The organism is Acidimicrobiales bacterium (assembly GCA_033344915.1).
Classification (GTDB): Bacteria; Actinomycetota; Acidimicrobiia; order Acidimicrobiales; family Aldehydirespiratoraceae; genus JAJRXC01.
On record JAWPML010000001.1, the window covers coordinates 2,665,403 to 2,683,599 of the forward strand.

The window sequence follows — 18,197 nt, forward strand, 5'->3', positions numbered from 1 at the left end:
TCGATGCTCCGTGCGAGCATCGCCACCTTCGAGCTCGAGCTCACTCCCGGCCCGATCGTCTCCGGCATCGGTGACACCGGTGTGCCCCACGGCGACGCGCTCATGGCGTTCGTGGACGCGGTCGTGCTCCGCGACGAGGACGAGCTCGAGCCGGCCCGAGCGACCCTCGAGGCCTTGATCGGCGCGGCCGCAACGGACCGCGCCGCGTTGGTCGCCGGCAACTTCTCGATGATGAACCGCGCCCTCGACGCCGTCGGCGCCCCCGTCGACCGCGGCCTCGAACCGTTGGCGGCCGAAATGGGCCTCACGATCCCGGATCACCTCAGCTCGTCGTGAGCACCTCGTCGAGCGTGGCGAGGAAGCGGTCGTTCTGCTCCGGTGTGCCGATCGTGACCCGGATGCCCTCGCCCGCGAACGGGCGGGTCACCACGCCACGGCGCTCGAGCTCGAGATGGATCGCGTCGGTCCGCTCGCCGAACGGCAACCAGACGAAGTTCGCGTTCGGCTGAGGGAAGTCGTGCCCGGCCGCGGCCAACGCCTCGCCGACCCGGTCACGTTCCGACCGCAGCAGGGCGACCCGTTCGGCGATGTCGGCCTGCGCCTCGATCGCGGCGATGCCGGCGGCCTGGGCGATGGCGTTCACCGCGAAGGGGAACAGCGTCTTGTCCACCGCTTCGACCACCGCTGGATCACCGACCATGTAGCCGAGGCGCAGACCCGCGAGGCCGTGCGCCTTCGAGAACGTCCGGAGCACGACGGCATGCGGGTGATGGGGCAGGACGTCGCGCACCGGGTCGCCGAGCGCCTCGTCGTTGAACTCGCGGTAGGCCTCGTCGATGACGACGATCGTGCCGTGGCCGACGCGTGAACAGAAGCGGCTGAGCTGCTCGCTCGACAGTGCCGTGCCGGTCGGGTTGTTGGGCGACGCCAGGAAGATCAGTTTCGTCCGATCGGTGACCGCCGCGGCGACCGCATCGAGGTCGAACGCGTGGTCGACGAGCGGCACGGTCACCGCCGTCCCCCCGACGAGCTGCGTGTAGACGGGGTACACCTCGAAGGACCGCCACGGGTACACCACCTCGTCGCCCGGGTCGACATAGGTGAGGCACAGCTGCTGGAGGAGGCCCACCGAGCCGCAGCCGACCGCCACCCGGTCGTCGGCGACACCGAGCCAACCGCCGAGCGCCGAACGCAGCGCGGTCGCCCGATGGTCGGCGTAGCGGTTGACGCCCGCCGCGGCCGCCTCGATCGCGGCGGCGACCGCGGGCACCGGCGGCCACGGGTTCTCGTTCGACGCGAGCTTGATCGCATCAGAGATCCCGTGCTCCTCCTCGGCCTGGGCGGCGTCCTTGCCGGGCCGGTAGGCCGGCAGGGCGTCGACGGCGGGGCGGGGGCGTCCGATCATTGGTGCTTCATCATCTCGCTCATGAGTTCGTCGAACTCGGGGATTCGGGGCGGACCGGCGTCGATCACGAGTTCGTCCAGCACGTCGAGCCGGAAGGGAGGACCGTACTCGTCGCTCACGGGGAAGTCGGTGGCGTAACCGGCCGTGAGCCATTCGCCGTTGGTCGTGATGATCCCCGGCACCGCGGCTTCCACCGGACCGCGGCCGATCTCCTCACCGTCACCGGACATCGCGACGACCAGCCCGCCCTCGGGCGATTCGGTGATGACGAGCCCGAGCACGCGGGCGCCGCTCGGTGCCGGAACCGCGAAGCGGAACCCGCCGCGCTCGGGCGCGTGCACGAAGAACACCAGTGATCCGTCGAGCACGACCCAGGACCAGCCGGCGATCCAGTCGCCCTGCTCGCAGATCGTGCCGGTGTTCTCGCCCAGCGGCGCGGTCAGGCGGGCGGCCGCGGTGAAGCCGCCACCGAGCAGCGGCCCCGAGTAGACGCTGATCCGTTCGCCGGCCCGCAGCTCGTAGCGCCGGCGGTAGCCGAGATAGGGCGTGTGCATGAACGGGAACCGGTTCTGCACCGCGTCGTCGAGGGGCAGCACATGGTTGCGCTCCGCCTCCTCCCACCAGCGGGCCACGAGCTCGTCGCGCTTGTCGGGATGCGTCGCCGAGAGGTCGTGGGCCTCCACGAAGTCCTCGGCGGTGTGGAAGAGCGCCCAGTGGTCGGCCTCGAAGTCGTCGCTGCCCTCCATCCGCTCGCGCTCGTAGGGATTGAGCTGGTTGACGTGGTCGGTCACGACCTTCCAACCGTCCTCGTACATCGCCCGGCTCCCCCAGCACTCGTAGTACTGCGACGTGCGGACATCGGCCGCCGCGGGATCCTCGATCGTCGGCGCGAGCGACACGCCGTCGAGGCTCATCTGCTCGTGACCACGCACGCTCGTCGGCATGTCGACCTCCAGGAGGTCGAGCACCGTCGGCAGCAGATCGATCGCGTGGCAGTACTGCGACCGCACTCCCCCGTCGTCGGTGATGCGCTTCGGGAAGTGCACGATCAACGGATCGCGGACCCCACCTTCGAACGTGTAGCGCTTCCACCGCCGCAGCGGCGTGTTGCCGGCGTGGGCCCACCCCCAGGGGTAGTGGTTGTAGCCGTGGTGGCCGCCGGCCCGGTCGACCTCGTCCTTGAGCTGCTCGAGATCCTCGCGATGGTTGTTGAGCTGACTCAGGTGGTTGACGGACCCGTGGGGGCCGCCCTCACCCGAGGCGCCGTTGTCGGACATCAGCACGACGACCGTGTTGTCGAACTCACCGGCGGCGTCGAGCGCGTCGATGATCCGGCCGATCTGGGCGTCGGTGTGGGTGAGGAAGGCGGCGAACACCTCCTGAAGTCGGGCGTAGAGCCGCTGCTCGTCGGCGGGCAGGTCGTCCCAGGCGTCGACCCAGGGCGGCCGGTCGGACAGCTCGACGTCGGCGGGCACGATGCCGAGTTCTTTCTGGCGGGCCAGCGTGCGCTCGCGGAGCACGTCCCACCCGTCGTCGAAGCGTCCTTCGTAGGCCTCGATCCACTCGGCCGGTACCTGATGGGGCGAGTGGGGCGCCCCCGTCGCCCAATACATCATGAACGGGCGGTCGGGCTGGTGCAGGCGCAGCTCCCGCATGTTGCCGATCGCTTCGTCGGCGATGTCCTCGGTGAAGTGGTAGCCCTCGTCGGGCGTGCGGGGCCGCTCGACATAGGACTGGTCGCGGACCATGTCCGGCGTCCACTGGCTGTCCTCGCCACCGATGAAGCCGTAGTAGCGATCGAACCCCTGGCCCGTCGGCCACGTGTGGAACGGCCCGGCCGGCCCGCGATGATCGCGGGGACTCAGGTGCCACTTGCCGATCGCCCACGTGACCCAGCCCTCCTCCCGCAGGATCGCGGGCAGGGTCGCGGCCTGGGGCGGGATGACCCCGTTGTAGGCCGGGAAGGGCAGCGGGATGTCCGGCAGCATGCCCATGCCGACCCGGTGGTGGTTCCGGCCGGTGAGCGCGCAGGCTCGGGTGGGCGAGCACACCGCGGTGGTGTGGAAGTTGGTGTAGCGCAGGCCACCGGCGGCGAGCCGGTCGATGTTCGGCGTGTCGATCAGGCCGCCGAAACAGCCGAGCTGCCCGAACCCGCAGTCGTCCAGCACCATCAGGATCACGTTCGGCGCACCCCGCCGATACGGATCCGGCGGCCGATCCGCTCGCGACTGCGGGAGGGTCAGGCCGATCTCGTGCGTCACCCGGGCAATCTGCCACCGATCGGACCGGGCTCGCCAGGCGACTCCGAGCCCGCGCTCGGGTCGTCGGGCGTCGGCCGTCGGGTCCCCACGAAGCCGATCAGCAACGGGATCAGCGAGATCACGCCGGCGATCGTGATCGACAGGAGCGTCGCGGCGCGATAGCCGGGCGAGTTCGTCGCGCTCCAGCGCAGGAGGGGAATCGGGGGCAGGACCAACCCGGCCAGCAGGGCCGTCCCGAGCGCGATGCGGGCGCTCGGTACGAGGCTTCGCCACAGCCGGGTCGGCTCCATCAGGGCGAGGCCGCAGATGATCAGCAGGGCGAAGACGGGCACGGTGAGGAAGATCTCCAGCGGAAGGATGGCGACCGGCGCACGCATGGCCGCGAGCAGGATCACGAGGGACAGCACCAGCGATCCGAGGGTGAGCACGCCGAGCAGCGGCCCGCCTCGGAGGTCGCGACGGATACGCACGGCGATCGCGGCGAACGCAGTGGCCACGAGGACCACGACGACCGCCAAGAGCCCGATCGCCGCTCGCGGGAGCGCCCGGAAGTCACGGGGCGTCGGCGTCCACGTCCCGTCGGCCTGCCGCTCGACGACGGTGTCCAGGCCGTCGAACGACGCCATGACCTGCGAGTCCGTCGCAACGATGTCGCGGGGACCGAACTCGTCTGCGTCGGTGGCGGACGTGTGCTCGGACCGCAGGGTCGCGGCGGCCTCGTGGTCCACCCGCCAGACGGTGGTCCAGGTCACTCCCCCGTCGCTCGACTCGTCGATGCGGAGATCCCGGATACGGAAGCATTCGTCCGGCGACGACGGTCGACAGGCCGAGGCCGCGTAGACGGCGTCCGGGTCGTAGTCGAAGTCCGTCGCGACGATCCGACCGGACTCGATCGACAAATCCGCGCCTTCCGTCGGCGGGTAGCTGGTGGCGACCGCCGCGCTCGCCGCGGCGAGGAGCCCGAGCACCCGGGCCGTGCGCGACGTCCACCACACGATCGGCCGCTCGACGATGGGCGCCACGACGAACAGGACCGGGAGCGCAAGGAGGTCCGTCGGGTCGGTGACGACGGCGTTCGACCACGGCAGGACGGCATCCGCGGCCCCCACGGCCAGCGCCGTGATCGCCGGGACCGTCTTCACCGCGGCGAACGCGGCCGCGAGCGCAAGGAGCGAGATGCGGCCGCGCCGGACATCGATCACGGCCACCCGCAGCATCACGCCGACGACGAGCAGCCCCACGACGTCGCTGAGCTTGCCGGTGAACTCGTTTCCGTGAGCCGCCTTCCACCAGTGATCGTTGGCGGCCAGCAGCACGACCGCGAGCAGGAACCGGGGGTCCGCGAGCGCTCGTCGATCAGCCGCCATCCCGCGAGCGTAGACCGGGGTCAGGGGCCCCAGTCGATCGGCACGGGCGTGGGATCGACCGGAACCGGCACACCGTCACGCAGCACGGGGACCCAATCCTGGTTGAACGTCAGCTCGTGGGCGATCGTCGTGTCGGCCGGCGAGTAGTGGTACACCATCGCCGCCCGCATGCCCTCGCTCACATTGTCGGTCGACCGATGACGCAGGTGGCTGTCGAAGATGAGGACGTCGCCCGCGGTCATCAGCATCTGCTGCTCGGTCGACGTGTCGGCGCCCTGGATCTCGACATAGCCCAGGTTCGCGCCCTCACGGGGATCGTTGACGACCTCCTCGTGGACGCCCTCGCGGTGCGAACCGGGCACCACCCAGAGCGGCCCGTTGTCGGGCGTCGCGTCGGTGCAGGCGAGCCACACCCCGACCTGGGTCGGTGGGTCCATCCGGAAGTACCACTCGTCCTGGTGCCACGGCTGCCCGAGCGCCCCCGGGTGCTTGAAGATGAACTGCGAGAGGAAACAGTCGATGTCCGGGCCGAGCAGGTCGGCCAGCACGGCGAGCAGCTGCGGGTCGGTGGCGAACTCCCGGAAGACATCCTCGGAGCGCATCACCCGGAAGATCTTCGAGAGTCGCCCCTCCGGCGTCGGCTCGTCGGCCAGCAGGGTCTCGGGGCTGACCAGGAGGTCCGGACGTTCGTCGCCGGCGTCGAGCGTGCGGGCGAGCTCGACGATCCGGTCGATCATCGCCTGGCGGACCGCGGCGGGAGCCCAGTCGGTCAACACCACGTAGCCGTCGTCCTCCCAGCTCCGCCGCTGCTCGTCGGTGAGGCCGGACGGCGCGGTCATCCGAACCGTTCCTGGAGTTCGCGCTTCAAGACCTTGCCTGCGGGGTTGCGGGGCAGCGCCTCGGCGACCTCCACGCGTTCGGGGAGCGCCTGGGTCCGCAGCCCCGCGTCGCGCAGATACTCGCCGAGGCGCTCGACGGTGAGCTCGGCCCCGGCGTCGGCGGCGACCACGACGGCGCAGACCCGTTCGCCCGTGCGGTCGTCGGGCACCCCGACCACCGCGACATCGGCCACGCCGTCGTGGGCGAAGAGGAGATCCTCCACCTCCTTCGCCGAGATGTTCTCGCCGTTGCGGATGATCACGTCCTTGAGCCGGCCCGTGATCACCACATAGCCCTCCTCGTCGATGATCCCAAGGTCGCCGGTGCGGTAGTAGCCGTCGGCGTCGAACGCGTCGGCGTCGAGCGAGGCGTCGACATAGCCGAGCATCACCTGCGGTCCCTTGGCCCGCAGCTCACCCTCGACGCCGGGCGGGCAGACGCTCCCGTCCTCGGCCACGGTGATGAGGTCCACGCCGGGCATGGCACGGCCCTCGGTCGTCGCGAGCTTGTCGTCCGGATCACGGACGTCGCCGTTGGTGAGCACCGGCGTCTCCGTGAGTCCCCAGCCGGAGGCGACGCCCACACCACCGAGCTCGCGCACCAGCCGGTGGTGGATCGCCGGCGAGATCGGCGCGCCGCCGCCGGGGCACACCTTCAGGCTCGGGAACAGACGCTGCCCCTCGGGAAGCGCAGCCTGGGCGGCGAGGTACATCAGGTAGAAGGGCGTGCCGGTGCCGGCGTGGGTGCAGTCGTTCTCCGACAGGAAGCGCACCGTCTCCACCGGATCGACGGTTTCGTCCATCAGGTGGGTGCAGCCCGACTGGAGCGCCATGTAGAGCAGGGCGATGCCCCCGATGTGGGGGAAGGGGAACGTGAGCGAGTAGCGGTCGCCGGCCTGCACGTCGAGGCGCTCGGCGAGAGCCACCGGAACCGCACCGACGGTCTGGTCCGTGTGGCGGGCCCCCTTGGGGTCGGCCGTGGTGCCCGACGTGTAGGTCAGCCAGCGCACGTCCGTCGGGCCGGGGTGGACCGGCGGTTCGAGCGTCGCCGGGTCGCCGTCGGGGAACTGGCCGGGTCCGACGACGAGATGGTCGAGGCCGTCGATCCCGCCCGCGACCCGCTCCCCCATCGCCGCGAAGTCGTAGCCGCCGAACTCGCCGGGGGTGATGAGCAGCGACGAGCCCGCCTGCCCGCAGCAGAACCCCACCTCGCGGTCGCGATAGATGGCGATGATCGGGTTCTGCACGGCGCCGAGCCGGGCCAGGGCGGACGCCAGGACGACGGTGTCCACCCAGGTCGGCAAGATCCACGAGACCACGTCGCCCGCACCCACGCCGTGGGAGCGGAGCCCGGCCGCCATCCGTTCGGCACGGTCCTCGTACTCGGCGAACGTCGCGCCGTCGCCCTGCCGTGAGATGAGCATCGGTGCATCCGGCCAGGTCGCGGCACCGTGTTCGACGAGCGCCCAGAGGGTGTCCGGCAGATCGCCGCCGACCGGACTCACAGGGAGACGACCTCGCTCGTCGGTTGCTCCGGATCCTCGTCGGGCAGCAGGAACCGCCAGAAGACCGAACCCCGCTGGTGCGAATCGGTGTCGAGCCAGTTCGGGTGGCCGGGGTCCTTCGCACTGACCCAGATCTCGAACGTGCCGTCGTCCTCCCGATGGATCTGGGCACCGTTGAGCGACGACTGGCGACCGCGGTATTCGAGCGTCTGCATGTGGGCGTTCCACAGCATCACGTTGACGAACGGCCCGGGCGGAAGCGTGCCCCGCATCACGAGCGCCTGGTCCGGCTCGAGCTCCCAGCGGCACATGGCGTAGTGGATGTCGGCCGCGCCCGGCACCGGCATCCCCGAGTCCCGGAAGCTGAACGGCTTGGGACACACGTTCGCCTCGTCGGACACGAAGGGCACACCGCTCGAACCGCCGAATCCACCCTGCCCGGTCGTGACCTGGCGGAGGAAGGCGATGCCTTCCGCCATCCGACCGGCGAGGAAGTCGTCCGCGAGCGACGGTGGCGCCTCGGTTGCATCGAGACGCGTGATGTCGATGTCGACGGCGATCGAGCTGTCGGTCTGGGCCGACACCTCGTTCTGGTAGTAGCTCCGCACGATCACGTTGATGGTGTCCGGCGGCAGCTCGATCCAGTCGCCGCCCTCGGCATCGGCTTCGTCCGCGCTGATCGTGAGCGAGTAGCGCCCGTCGGCGTCCACGGTGAGCGCCCGGTCGTTCACATCGCCCCGCAGCGGGCCGGCCATTCCCCCGTCGTCGGCCGGGGCGTGCAGGGTGAAGGACGTGTAGCACTCCTGGTCCATGCGGCCGGTCACGCGGTAGGCACCGGAACCGTCGATGCGGGCGTAGTGATAGATCGCATCCGGGTTGTCGCCCTGGAGCTTGCGGCCCGGGTCCACGATCGACACGAAGCGCGGGTGGGACGGCCGTGCCTCCCAGTACATCTCGGACATCGCGGAGAGCATCTGGCCGACATAGCGCACCGCCTCGACCTGCTCGACGGGTTGTGACCAGCGTTTCGCGTCGAGGACGTAGCCGTCGCGGATCTCCGACAGCGCGGCGATGAGATCGTCGAGCTGGGTCAACGATTGGGGAATGTGGTTGTCCGGCATGGGCGGAATACTGTCACGCGGTGCCCGCAGGTTTCGAAGACGACACAGCTCTGGACGACACAGCTCTGGACGACACAGCTCTGATTGCCGCGTTCGGCGGCCACGGGATCGACCGGGACAGTGCCGCGCACTTCCGCGGGCGCCTCGAACGCCGCCTGCTCGTCCACCGCTGCGACGACTGCGGCCATTGGCACCATCCGCCCCGGCCCATGTGCCCGGCGTGCTGGTCGTGGAACATCACCCCCACCGAGGTCAGCGGGCGGGGCCGGATCCACCTGCTCATGACGCTGCACCAGGGCCCGCCCGCCGCCGGCGTCGACTACGCCGACGGTCACCCGGTCGTCACCGTGGAACTCGCGGAGCAGCCGGCCCTTCGCTTCACGTCCACCGTCACAGCCGACTTCCCGGCCGATCGGCTCGAGATCGGCACCCCGGTCACCCTCCAGTGGGTCGACCGTGACGGCACGCCGACGCCCGTCTTCGGCCTGCAGGAGGACCGATGACGAACCGGGATCCAATGAAGGACCAGGTGGCGATCGTCGGCCTCGGGTCGACCGGCTTCACCCGCGACGGCGACGAGTCGCCGCTCGCGATGGCACTGCGGGCGGCGACCGAGGCGATCACCGACGCCGGGCTGACCGCGGCCGACATCGACGGCGTCGTCGCCACGTCCGAGCCGGCCGCCAAGGGTCCCGAGGAGATCGCCGCGGCCCTCGGCATCACCGAGGCGACGCACCACACCAAGCCGTCGCCCGTCGCGATGTTCTCGTTGCTCGACGCGGCCCGCGCCGTCTTCTCGGGGGCCGCCGACAACGTCCTGGTCGTCACGCCCGTGGTGATGGGCCCGTGGAACTCCCGGCGCGCCGCGGCCGATCCGTGGCGGGCCGGCACCCGGTCGAGCATCCTGCCCATCCCCGAGGACGCCACCAAGGCCGCGGCCTACGCCGCGTGGGCCAGCCGCTACATCCACGAGTACGGCGCGACGAAGGACCCCTTCGCCCGGATCGCGATCAACTCCCGCACCAACGCGGCGGCCAATCCACTCGCCGCGATGACCGAGCCGCTGAGCTTCGGGATGTACGACGCCGGCCGCATGATCCGCGACCCACTCAACATCTACGACATGGACCTGCCCGTGGACGGGGCCGACGCGTTCGTGCTCACGACCGCCGAGCGGGGCCGAGCGATCGCCGCGGCGCAGGGGCGCGAGCCCGTGGTGATCCATGCGGCCACGACCGGCATCGTCGGCAAGAACGACGAGGACCAGCTGGTCGGGCTCGAGCGCACCGGCCAGCACGTCGTCGTCGACCAGCTCCGGCGCACGAGCGACATCTGGATCGACGACGTCGACCTCTTCTACCCCTACGAGGGCTTCACGATCATCACCCTCGCGTGGTTCGAGAACGTCGGCTTCTGCCCGCCCGGCGGCGCTGAGGACTTCCTGCGCGAGCACTGGAACGACGACGCCCAGCGCATCGAGATCAACGGTCGGGTGCTCGTCAACACCCACGGCGGGTCGCTCTCGGAGGGCGCCACGCGCGGCACCGGCCACATCCGCGAAGCTGTGCACCAGCTCCGGGGGACGGCCGGCGACCGTCAGGTCGCCGACGTGCAGAGCGCACTGGTCACCCCCGGCGGATTCTTCTTCAACCCGCAGGGCGCGATCCTGCGACGGGGGTGACGGACATGAACGAGCCGAGTGTCAAGGCCGATGATCTGATCCTGATCAGCGTCGACGATCACATCTGTGAACCGGCCGACATGTTCGACGCGCACGTGCCGGCCGCGTACAAGGACCGCGCCCCGCGGGTCGACACCGACCCGAACGGCTTCCAGCAGTGGTGGTACGGCGATGCGATGGGTCGCAACCTCGGCCTCAACGCGGTCGCCGGCAAGCCGCCGGAGATGTTCAACGTCAACCCCAGCACCTACGAGGAGATGCGGCCCGGTTGCTACGACGTGCACGAGCGGGTGCGCGACATGTCCGCCGGCGGCCAGCTCGCCGGACTCAACTTCCCGAACTGGACGGGCTTCGCCGGCCAGGTCCTCAGCGAGGGCCCCGATCGCGACGTGAACCTCGTCATGATTCAGGCGTACAACGACTGGCACGTGGACGAATGGTGCGCGGCCTACCCGGAGCGCTTCATCCCCTGTGGGATCGTGCCACTGTGGGACGCCGACCTCGCGGCGGCCGAAGTGCGTCGACTCGCGGCAAAGGGCGCCCGGGCCATCAGCTTCTCCGAGAACCCGGCCGCGCTCGGCGTGCCGTCGATGCACTCGGGGTTCTGGGATCCGCTGTTCGGGGCGTGCAGCGACGAAGGCGTGGTGCTGTGCTGCCACATCGGATCGTCGTCGAAGGGCATGAACACCTCGCTCGATGCTCCCCAGTCGGTCCCGATGACCCTCAGCCCGGTGAGCACGATGTACACGCTCGCCGATCTGCTCTGGTCCGATCTCTGGCACCGATTCCCGGACCTGAAGTTCTCGCTCAGCGAGGGCGACATCGGTTGGATCCCCTACATGCTCCAGCGAGCCGACCATGTGCAGAACCGCCACCACGGCTGGACCGCCCACGAGTTCCCCGAGGGCATGGACCGGCCGAGCGACGTCTTCCGCAAGCACATCCTCTGCTGCTTCATCGAGGACCCCGTCGGTGTCGGCCTGCTCGATCAGCTCAACCTCGACAACATCATGTGGGAGTCGGACTTCCCCCACAGCGACAGCTCGTGGCCGCAAGCGCCCGAGTCACTCGCGCCGATGTTCGCCGGGCTCGACGCCGACACCGTCGAGCGCATCACCCATCGCAACGCGATGCATCACTTCGGCTTCGACCCGTTCGCCCATCGACCCCGCGAGGCGTGCGCCGCGAGTGCGTTGCGGGCCGAGGCAGCCGACGTCGACACGGTGACCCACGTGGGGCGGCTCGCCGACGAGGCCGACCGGGAGGCGTTCCGGGAGATCTCCACCCGCGCCCTGCGCGGCGCGGCGGGCAAGGCCAGGTCGTGATCGACGACCTACTCGGCGGCTGACTCGATCCAGGCGAGCGCTTCGCCGTAGTCACGCGACACCGGATAGTGGGGGAACCGTTCCGGGAGCCCTTCGGGTGCGTGGATGAAGCTCGCCACATCGGCCGCGTCGAACATGCCGATGTCGTTGAAGGAGTCACCCATCGCGGTGACGTGGTAGTTCAGCCCCTGGAACGCCTCGACGGCGCGCCGCTTCGGGTCGTCGATGCGGGGCGTGAACGAGAGGATCCGGTCGTCCTCGACATGAAGGCGATGACAGAGCAATTGGGGGCGCCCGAGTTGCTCCATGAACGGGTCGGCGAACTGCTCGAACGTGTCGGACAACAGCACCACGGGATGGCGTCGCCGGAGCTCGTCGAGGAAGGCCCGGGCGCCGTCCAGCGGACGGAGCCCACCGATCACCCCCTGGATGAACGACAGGGTGATGTCGTGCTCCTTGCAGATGCCGATCCGCTCGTCCATCAGCTTCTGGTAGATCGGCTCGTCACGGGTGGTCCGGCGTAGCGCATCCACACCCGTCGCCTCGGCGACGGCGATCCAGATCTCGGGGGTGATCACACCCTCCATGTCGAGCGTGACGATGCGCTGGCGCGGGACCGCCGAGGAAGACATGCCGACCATTGTGCCGTCAGCGCGCCGGATTGCCCGCGAGATTGCGGACGAGATCGTCGGCCAGACGCTCGGCGAATTCCTCACCCTCACCGAATCCCAGGTCGTGAACCCACGCCCGCTTGAGGAAAAGGTGGGCGTCGACCTCCCACGTGTAGCCCATCCCGCCGTGGACCTGCACACAGTCCTTCCCGCATGCGGCAGCGGCATGGGAGGCGAGGATCTTGGCCACCGCGACGGTGCGCTCCGGCGCGTCGACCCCGTTGCCGTCGAGGGTGCAGCCGGCCGCGTAGACCGCCGCCCGCAGCACCTCGACCCGGGTGACCATGTCGGCGCAACGGTGTTTGACCGCCTGGAACGCGCCGATCGGCTTGCCGAACTGCTCGCGTTCCTTCGCGTACGCCACGGCGAGTTCGGTGGCGCCGACCGCGATTCCCAACTGGAGCGCGGCGGTGAGCATCGCGCCGCGGGTGCGCCACGCCGCGGCCGCGGCGCCCTCGCCGACGCTCGTCCCCGCGGGGAGTTCGTCGATCGTCCACACCGGTGTGAGCGGGTCGAGCGGCTGCTCGCTGGGTCGGCCGTCGAGATCCGCCGTCGGGACCGTGGCAAGACCCTCGTCGTCCACGATCACGAGCACATCGGCCCAGCCGAGATGTTCGATCATCGTCGGTCCGGCCGTTCGCTCGACCGAGGCGACGACGACCGATCCGTCGGCCGCGCCGTCCACCACGCCGGCTGCGAGGGTGGTGGCGATCAGCGGCCCGGGCACCAACGCCTTGCCGAGCTGCTCGAACACGACCGCCGCCTCCGCCCATCCCAGGCCGACGCCGCCTTCGGCTTCCGGCACGCACAGGGAGAACACGCCCGTGTCGGCGAGTTCGGTCCAGCGGCTCCGGTCCAGACCGCCGTCGGCCATCGCCCGGACCGTCTCGATGTCGAAACGTCCTTCGCAGAGGGCGGCGACGCCCTCGGCCAATGCTTCCTGATCCTCGGTGAGTTCGAAGTCCATGGGCTGCTCCTACCGCTCTCTCGGCAGGCCGAGCAGCCGCTCACCGATGATGTTGCGCTGGATCTCCGACGTACCCGCCGCGATCGTGAGGGTCAGCGTGTAGAGCCGCTCCCCCACATGGTCGAGGTCCGAGAGGTCCATCGTCTCGCCGATCGCCAGGCCGGCGCGGCCGAGGATCTGCTCCGCCAGATCGGCCATGCGCTTGCGCACGTCGGCGTAGGCCAGCTTGAAGACCGAGCCGCCCGGGCCGACCATCCCGGTGCGCTGGGCCTGCGACACGTTGCGCTTGGTCAGCGACCACAGGGCGTCGAGTTCGGCGTCGAGGCGACCCAACTCGCGGCGGATGCCGGCGTCGTCCCACGCGGTGCCGGACCGCCGTGTGACCTTCTGTGCCACCTGGGCGAGGTCGGCGAGCAGCCGCTGCGACGAGATCACCTCGGAGATGAACGCGGTGCCCCGCTCGAAGGAGAAGGTGACGTTGGTGACCCGCCAGCCGTCGTTCTCGTCGCCGACGCGGTTCACCTTGGGGATCCGCACCTCGTCCAGGAACATCTCGGCGAACTCACCCGAGCCGAGGGCCGTGTCGATCGGACGGATCTCGATGCCGTCCAGGTCCATCGGCATGATCACCCAGGTGATGCCCTTGTGCTTGGGCGCCTCCGGGTCGGTGCGCACGAGCAGCTCGCAGTAGTCGGCGACCTGCGCGAAGGACGTCCAGATCTTCTGGCCGGTGACGACATAGTCGTCGCCGTCGTCGATCGCCCGCGTCGAGAGAGACGCGAGGTCGGAGCCGGAACCAGGCTCGGAGAACCCCTGGCACCACACGTGCTCGCCCTTCAGGATCGGCGCCAGGTGGGTCGCTCGTTGCTGGTCGGTCGCCTCTGCGATCAGCGTCGGACCGGCGTGGAGCTGACCGACGAAGTTGACCCCGACGTAGGGCGCACCGGCCCGCTCGGTCTCCTCGAGGAAGATGAGGTGCTCGGTCGGGGTGGACCCCCGGCCGCCGAACTCGGCCGGCCAGTGGATGCCGGCATAGCCGGCCTCGTGCAGCTGCGCCTGCCATGCCGTGTCGTAGGCGCGGCGAGCGACGAGATCGGTGTGGTCGGACGGCACCGGCGGCACGTCGGGCAGCACGGCGGCGAGCCAACCGCGCAACTCGTCGCGGAAGTGCTCTTCTTCCTCGGTGTAGCGGAGATCCATCGGGCGCCGATCGTAGGCGAGCCGCACTTTTCGGACGAAGGCGGGAGCCGACTACGTTGCGCCCATGGCCGATTCAGACCCGACGCGCGACGACGAGCTCAACGCGCCTCCCACCCGTTCGACCCGTGACCGCGACGAGCTCCGGCAACGCCTCACCGAGTGGCTCGCTGCCCGCGTCGGCACGGACGTCACGCTCGGCGAGCTCAGCAGCCCGGACGGAAGCGGCATGTCGAGTGAGACCCTGCTCTTCGACGCCGCTTGGGACGACGGGAACGGGCCCACGGAGCACGCGCTGGTCGCCCGGGTCGAGCCCGCGGCGGTCGACGTCCCCGTGTTTCCCACCTACGACCTGGAGCTCCAGTACCGGGTGATGGAACTGGTCGGGGCGAAGAGTTCGGTCCCCGTCCCCGCCACCCGCTGGTTCGAGCCGGACCCGGCACCGCTCGGCGCGCCGTTCTTCGTGATGGACCGGATGTCCGGACGAGTGCCGAGCGACATCCCGCCCTACCTCATGGACGGCTGGCTCCTCGCCGCGTCCGCCGAACAGCAGCGGGAGCTCCAGGACGCGACGGTGCGCATGCTCGCGGACCTCCACAGCATCGACATCACCGGACTCGACGTCGACTTCCTCGAGACGCCGGCCCCCGGCGACACGCCGCTGCAGCGCCACGTCAACAACCAGCGGGCCTACTACGACTGGTCGCGGGGCGATCGCCGCCACCCCATCGTGGAGGCGAGCTTCGACTGGCTCGACGCGAACTGGCCGGACGACGAGGGCCCCACGGTGATCGGCTGGGGCGACGGCCGCATCGGCAACATCATGTACGCGGCCGACGGCTTCCAGCCCGTTGCCGTGCTCGACTGGGAGATGGCGGCGCTGGCCCCGCCGGAGATGGACATCGCGTGGATGATGTTCCTCCACACCTTCTTCCAGGAGATCGCCGAGGCGCTCGGGATGGAGGGCATGCCCGACTTCCTTCGGCGCGACGACGTCGTCGCCACGTACGAAGCCCACTCGGGCCACACCGTGCAGAACCTCGAGTTCTTCGAGGTCTATGCCGCGCTGCGCCACGCCATGATCATGACCAAGGTGCGGGAGCGGTCGGTCCACTTCGGTGAAGCCGAGTGGTCCGACGACCTCGACGACTGCATCCCCCACCGCCACGTGATGGAGCAGATGATCGACGGAAGCTGGTGGCGCTGATGGTCAACCCCGTCGGCCCCATCCTCGCCGCGGACGAGGGCTTCACGCACCAGATCGCGGAGACGTTCGCCAACGTCGGGTCGAGCGATCCGTCATGGACCGAGAAGGTCTGTGCGATGGCGATGGCCCGCGACGGCAGCCTCCAGATCGGCTTCGGCCTCGGCAAGTACACGAACCGCAACGTGATGGACGGCTACGCCGCCGTGAGCCGCGGGGTCGAACAGCGCACGGTGCGGGCCAGCCGACAGTTGGAGCCCGAGCCGACGCTCACGTCGATCGGGCCGATCCACTACGAGGTCGTCGAACCGCTGAAGCAGGTCCGGTTCCGCCTCGAGGCGAACGACACCCAGCCGATCGCGTTCGACTGGCTGTTCGAGGCGGTCGTGCCGCCGTTCGAGGAGGAACGGTCACACAGTCGCCGCCACTACCGGATCGCCACCGATCTCGTGCGCTACCACCAGACCGGTGTCTGCTCCGGCTGGATCGAGGTCGACGGCGAACGCACGGAGATGTCACCCGACACCTGGGTCAGCACCCGAGACCACTCGTGGGGCGTCCGCTACGACGTCGGCACGCCGCCGACCGACGTCCAGCCCGGCCTCGGCATCCCGGCCGGGGTCGGCTTCCAGATGATCTGGTCGCCCCTGCTCATGGAGCGCCCGGACGGCTCGCAGTACGCCCTACACCTCCACTACGTGTGGCACCGGGCCGGCGAACACGGCCAGAAGATGGTCACCGCCCAGGTCGAGCACCCCGACGGGTCGAGCGACCAGATCGTCGACATCGTCCCCGACCTCCGGTTCGACCCCGACAACCGACGGCTGCTCGGCGGTCGCCTCGACTGCCGGATGGCCGACGGGTCCGAGCGGCCCATCACCATCGACGTGCTGGGCGACACCGGTGTGCAGCTCGGCGCCGGCCTCTACTTCGGGTTCGACGGTCACCACCATGGCGAGTGGCGGGGTGCCCTCCACGTCGACGGCGAACACATCGAGGACTGCTCGACGCCGGAGAACGCCCGCCGGCTCCACCAGATCCGGGACACGACCATCCACGTCACCGACCCGGTGGGTGGCGCCGAGGGCTGGGGCAACTGCCAGCCCATCGCGTGCGGCCCGTGGCCCGAGTTGGGCCTCGCCGACGAGAACTGGATGTAGCCGACCCGCGCCGGCCCTGGCTCAGCGGAGCCGGGCCTTGGCCTCGCGCTTGAACGCGGCCAACTGCACCCGTTCCTCGCGCTCCTTGTAGAAGTCGTCGAGGGGATAACAGCCCGAGACCAGGCCACCCCGCGGCGCCGTCGTGCAATCCGAGAACGTGCGACACAGAAGGCGCCGGTCCAGCTCGCGGCCGGCGAGCACGTCGGCCGGCATGTGCGGGTAGGAGAGGATCATCCGGCCGAGACCGACCGCGTCGGCCACGCCGCCGGCGACCATCGCGTCCCCGGCGTTCGGCAGCCACTCCTGGAGGTAGGACAGCCCCGCGCCGACGATCCGCATCTCGGCGTGGTGGTTGGTGACCTCCGCGGTTGCCGCCATCAGTCGGGCGACACCGATGAGCGGGTCCTCCGGCGGCTGGTAGCCATCGCTCGGCGGGAAGAACGCGGGCCGCTGGGCGTGGGGCACGTAGTAGGGCGATCCCGCAGTGGCACACACGAGGCCGACGCCCAGTCCGTGCAGCGCATCGAGCAGCGCGTGGGTCTCCCGCAGGTCGAATCCGAGCCCGGTCCCGTCACCGCCGAACGCGAGGCCGTAGTCGCCCGGCTTCCCGGCCGAGACCTCCGGCACGCCCACCCCGCCCTCGCCCGCCACATAGGGCACGAGGTCGAACAACGACAGTCGGATCGCCACGCCGAGCCCGGGGGCACGGACCCGGATCCCCTCGGTGACGCTCCGCACGAAGTTGGTGCGCCCGACGAGGTCGCCGCCATAGCGGCCCTCACGATCGACGGCGCTGAGGAACTCGTGGCCGAGATAGCCGTGGCACGCCTTCACGTCGACGAAATCGAAGCCGGCCTGCTGCGCCAGCACGGCGCGCTCGACGAACTGTTCGACCAGCTCGTCGAGCTCGTCGTCGGAGAACACCTCGTCGTCGCCCGAACCGACCCGACCGTCGAGCAAGGGGTGCCGGTAGAGCGTGCGGGGCGCGGGGCCGTCGGCGCTCGGCCGGGCGTAGCGACCGGAGTGGGTCAGCTGGAGCACGGTGACCTGGCTCGGATCGAGCCGGGCCCGCAGCGCGGCGATGTCATCGACCGTGGACTCGTCGAGGACGAGCTGGTTCGGGTTGGCCTTACCGTCGGCGCGCACCGCGGTGGCCTCGCCCCACACCAACCCCGCGCCGGACGTGGCGAAGCGATCCCATCGCCGCCGGACGAGATCGGTCGGGCGACCGTCGGCGTCGCCGTCCCATCCCTCCATGGGGAGCACCGCCCACCGGTTCGGTGCGACCTTGGTGCCGGCGAAGCCGTCGGTGATCGTCATGGGCGCGGCGAGCACGCCGGCGGGGTCCACCTCGTCCGTGATCGGGATGTCGATCCCGAGCGACGCGCAATGGTCGCGGAAGGTCGCGGCGTCGGTGAGCTTCTTGACCTGGGTGTGACGGGGACCGGCCATCAG

The 18,197-nt window shown here is 70.0% G+C and carries 16 protein-coding genes; 6 read left to right on the top strand and 10 right to left on the bottom strand.

What is annotated here, in order from left to right:
- Positions 1 to 3 precede the first annotated feature (3 nt).
- The gene (locus R8F63_12860; GenBank protein ID MDW3219494.1) at positions 4 to 336 is read left to right on the top strand and encodes a hypothetical protein; all 333 of its coding nucleotides are present in this window, start codon (positions 4 to 6) and stop codon (positions 334 to 336) included.
- Here R8F63_12860 and hisC read toward each other — a convergent pair.
- The 6 genes from hisC to R8F63_12890 are packed head-to-tail and all read right to left on the bottom strand — an operon-like array spanning position 323 to position 8,537.
- On the bottom strand, positions 323 to 1,405 hold the full coding sequence (hisC, locus tag R8F63_12865) for a histidinol-phosphate transaminase (GenBank protein ID MDW3219495.1): 1,083 nt from the start codon (positions 1,403 to 1,405) through the stop codon (positions 323 to 325). The genes R8F63_12860 and hisC overlap by 14 nt on opposite strands.
- The gene (locus R8F63_12870; protein MDW3219496.1) at positions 1,402 to 3,666 is read right to left on the bottom strand and encodes an arylsulfatase; all 2,265 of its coding nucleotides are present in this window, start codon (positions 3,664 to 3,666) and stop codon (positions 1,402 to 1,404) included. Before R8F63_12870 ends, hisC begins: the two co-directional genes overlap by 4 nt.
- Positions 3,663 to 5,033 carry a hypothetical protein gene (locus tag R8F63_12875; GenBank protein MDW3219497.1) on the bottom strand — a complete coding sequence of 457 codons (1,371 nt, stop codon included), beginning with the start codon at positions 5,031 to 5,033 and terminating at the stop codon, positions 3,663 to 3,665. The genes R8F63_12870 and R8F63_12875 overlap by 4 nt, the downstream gene beginning before the upstream one ends.
- A gap of 20 nt (positions 5,034 to 5,053) precedes the next feature.
- Positions 5,054 to 5,872 (bottom strand): phytanoyl-CoA dioxygenase family protein, encoded by an 819-nt coding sequence (locus R8F63_12880; GenBank protein ID MDW3219498.1) that lies wholly within the window; start codon positions 5,870 to 5,872, stop codon positions 5,054 to 5,056.
- Positions 5,869 to 7,416, bottom strand: a complete 1,548-nt coding sequence (locus R8F63_12885) for an AMP-binding protein (protein ID MDW3219499.1) — start codon at positions 7,414 to 7,416, stop codon at positions 5,869 to 5,871. Before R8F63_12885 ends, R8F63_12880 begins: the two co-directional genes overlap by 4 nt.
- Entirely contained in the window at positions 7,413 to 8,537 is a 1,125-nt protein-coding gene (locus tag R8F63_12890) for a DUF1214 domain-containing protein (protein MDW3219500.1), read from the bottom strand. Before R8F63_12890 ends, R8F63_12885 begins: the two co-directional genes overlap by 4 nt.
- Positions 8,538 to 8,557: 20 nt before the next feature.
- On the opposite strand from R8F63_12890, the gene R8F63_12895 reads away from it, so the two are divergent.
- The 3 genes from R8F63_12895 to R8F63_12905 are packed head-to-tail and all read left to right on the top strand — an operon-like array spanning position 8,558 to position 11,543.
- Positions 8,558 to 9,040, top strand: coding sequence for a zinc ribbon domain-containing protein (locus tag R8F63_12895; GenBank protein ID MDW3219501.1), 483 nt, complete (start codon positions 8,558 to 8,560; stop codon positions 9,038 to 9,040).
- Complete coding sequence (locus R8F63_12900; protein MDW3219502.1) at positions 9,037 to 10,218, top strand: hypothetical protein; 1,182 nt, start codon at positions 9,037 to 9,039, stop codon at positions 10,216 to 10,218. The genes R8F63_12895 and R8F63_12900 overlap by 4 nt, the downstream gene beginning before the upstream one ends.
- Before the next feature lie 5 nt (positions 10,219 to 10,223).
- Complete coding sequence (locus R8F63_12905) at positions 10,224 to 11,543, top strand: amidohydrolase family protein (protein MDW3219503.1); 1,320 nt, start codon at positions 10,224 to 10,226, stop codon at positions 11,541 to 11,543.
- 8 nt (positions 11,544 to 11,551) lie between these two features.
- Here R8F63_12905 and thrH read toward each other — a convergent pair whose 3' ends face one another.
- The 3 genes from thrH to R8F63_12920 are packed head-to-tail and all read right to left on the bottom strand — an operon-like array spanning position 11,552 to position 14,381.
- Positions 11,552 to 12,175: a bifunctional phosphoserine phosphatase/homoserine phosphotransferase ThrH gene (thrH, locus tag R8F63_12910; protein ID MDW3219504.1), complete on the bottom strand. Its 624-nt coding sequence runs from the start codon at positions 12,173 to 12,175 to the stop codon at positions 11,552 to 11,554.
- Positions 12,176 to 12,191: 16 nt separating this feature from the next.
- Positions 12,192 to 13,181: an acyl-CoA dehydrogenase family protein gene (locus R8F63_12915; protein ID MDW3219505.1), complete on the bottom strand. Its 990-nt coding sequence runs from the start codon at positions 13,179 to 13,181 to the stop codon at positions 12,192 to 12,194.
- Between the two features lie 9 nt (positions 13,182 to 13,190).
- A complete protein-coding gene (locus R8F63_12920; GenBank protein MDW3219506.1) occupies positions 13,191 to 14,381 on the bottom strand; it encodes an acyl-CoA dehydrogenase family protein in 1,191 nt (396 codons plus the stop codon).
- Positions 14,382 to 14,445: 64 nt separating this feature from the next.
- Between R8F63_12920 and R8F63_12925 the strand changes: the two genes are divergently transcribed.
- Positions 14,446 to 15,585 (top strand): phosphotransferase family protein, encoded by a 1,140-nt coding sequence (locus R8F63_12925; GenBank protein ID MDW3219507.1) that lies wholly within the window; start codon positions 14,446 to 14,448, stop codon positions 15,583 to 15,585.
- Positions 15,576 to 16,742, top strand: a complete 1,167-nt coding sequence (locus R8F63_12930) for a hypothetical protein (protein MDW3219508.1) — start codon at positions 15,576 to 15,578, stop codon at positions 16,740 to 16,742. The genes R8F63_12925 and R8F63_12930 overlap by 10 nt, the downstream gene beginning before the upstream one ends.
- Before the next feature lie 21 nt (positions 16,743 to 16,763).
- Here the strand turns inward: R8F63_12930 and R8F63_12935 are convergent, their stop codons facing one another.
- Positions 16,764 to 18,194 carry an NADH:flavin oxidoreductase gene (locus R8F63_12935; GenBank protein ID MDW3219509.1) on the bottom strand — a complete coding sequence of 477 codons (1,431 nt, stop codon included), beginning with the start codon at positions 18,192 to 18,194 and terminating at the stop codon, positions 16,764 to 16,766.
- Positions 18,195 to 18,197: the final 3 nt, after the last annotated feature.

What these genes read in the sequence shown, in the direction of transcription:
- R8F63_12860 (MDW3219494.1), top strand. Translation starts at nt 4, where the DNA reads ATGCTCCGTGCGAGCATCGCCACCTTCGAGCTCGAGCTCACTCCCGGC.
- hisC (MDW3219495.1), bottom strand. Translation starts at nt 1,405, where the DNA reads ATGATCGGACGCCCCCGCCCCGCCGTCGACGCCCTGCCGGCCTACCGG.
- R8F63_12875 (MDW3219497.1), bottom strand. Translation starts at nt 5,033, where the DNA reads ATGGCGGCTGATCGACGAGCGCTCGCGGACCCCCGGTTCCTGCTCGCG.
- R8F63_12880 (MDW3219498.1), bottom strand. Translation starts at nt 5,872, where the DNA reads ATGACCGCGCCGTCCGGCCTCACCGACGAGCAGCGGCGGAGCTGGGAG.
- R8F63_12890 (MDW3219500.1), bottom strand. Translation starts at nt 8,537, where the DNA reads ATGCCGGACAACCACATTCCCCAATCGTTGACCCAGCTCGACGATCTC.
- R8F63_12900 (MDW3219502.1), top strand. Translation starts at nt 9,037, where the DNA reads ATGACGAACCGGGATCCAATGAAGGACCAGGTGGCGATCGTCGGCCTC.
- R8F63_12905 (MDW3219503.1), top strand. Translation starts at nt 10,224, where the DNA reads ATGAACGAGCCGAGTGTCAAGGCCGATGATCTGATCCTGATCAGCGTC.
- thrH (MDW3219504.1), bottom strand. Translation starts at nt 12,175, where the DNA reads ATGTCTTCCTCGGCGGTCCCGCGCCAGCGCATCGTCACGCTCGACATG.
- R8F63_12915 (MDW3219505.1), bottom strand. Translation starts at nt 13,181, where the DNA reads ATGGACTTCGAACTCACCGAGGATCAGGAAGCATTGGCCGAGGGCGTC.
- R8F63_12920 (MDW3219506.1), bottom strand. Translation starts at nt 14,381, where the DNA reads ATGGATCTCCGCTACACCGAGGAAGAAGAGCACTTCCGCGACGAGTTG.
- R8F63_12925 (MDW3219507.1), top strand. Translation starts at nt 14,446, where the DNA reads ATGGCCGATTCAGACCCGACGCGCGACGACGAGCTCAACGCGCCTCCC.
- R8F63_12935 (MDW3219509.1), bottom strand. Translation starts at nt 18,194, where the DNA reads ATGGCCGGTCCCCGTCACACCCAGGTCAAGAAGCTCACCGACGCCGCG.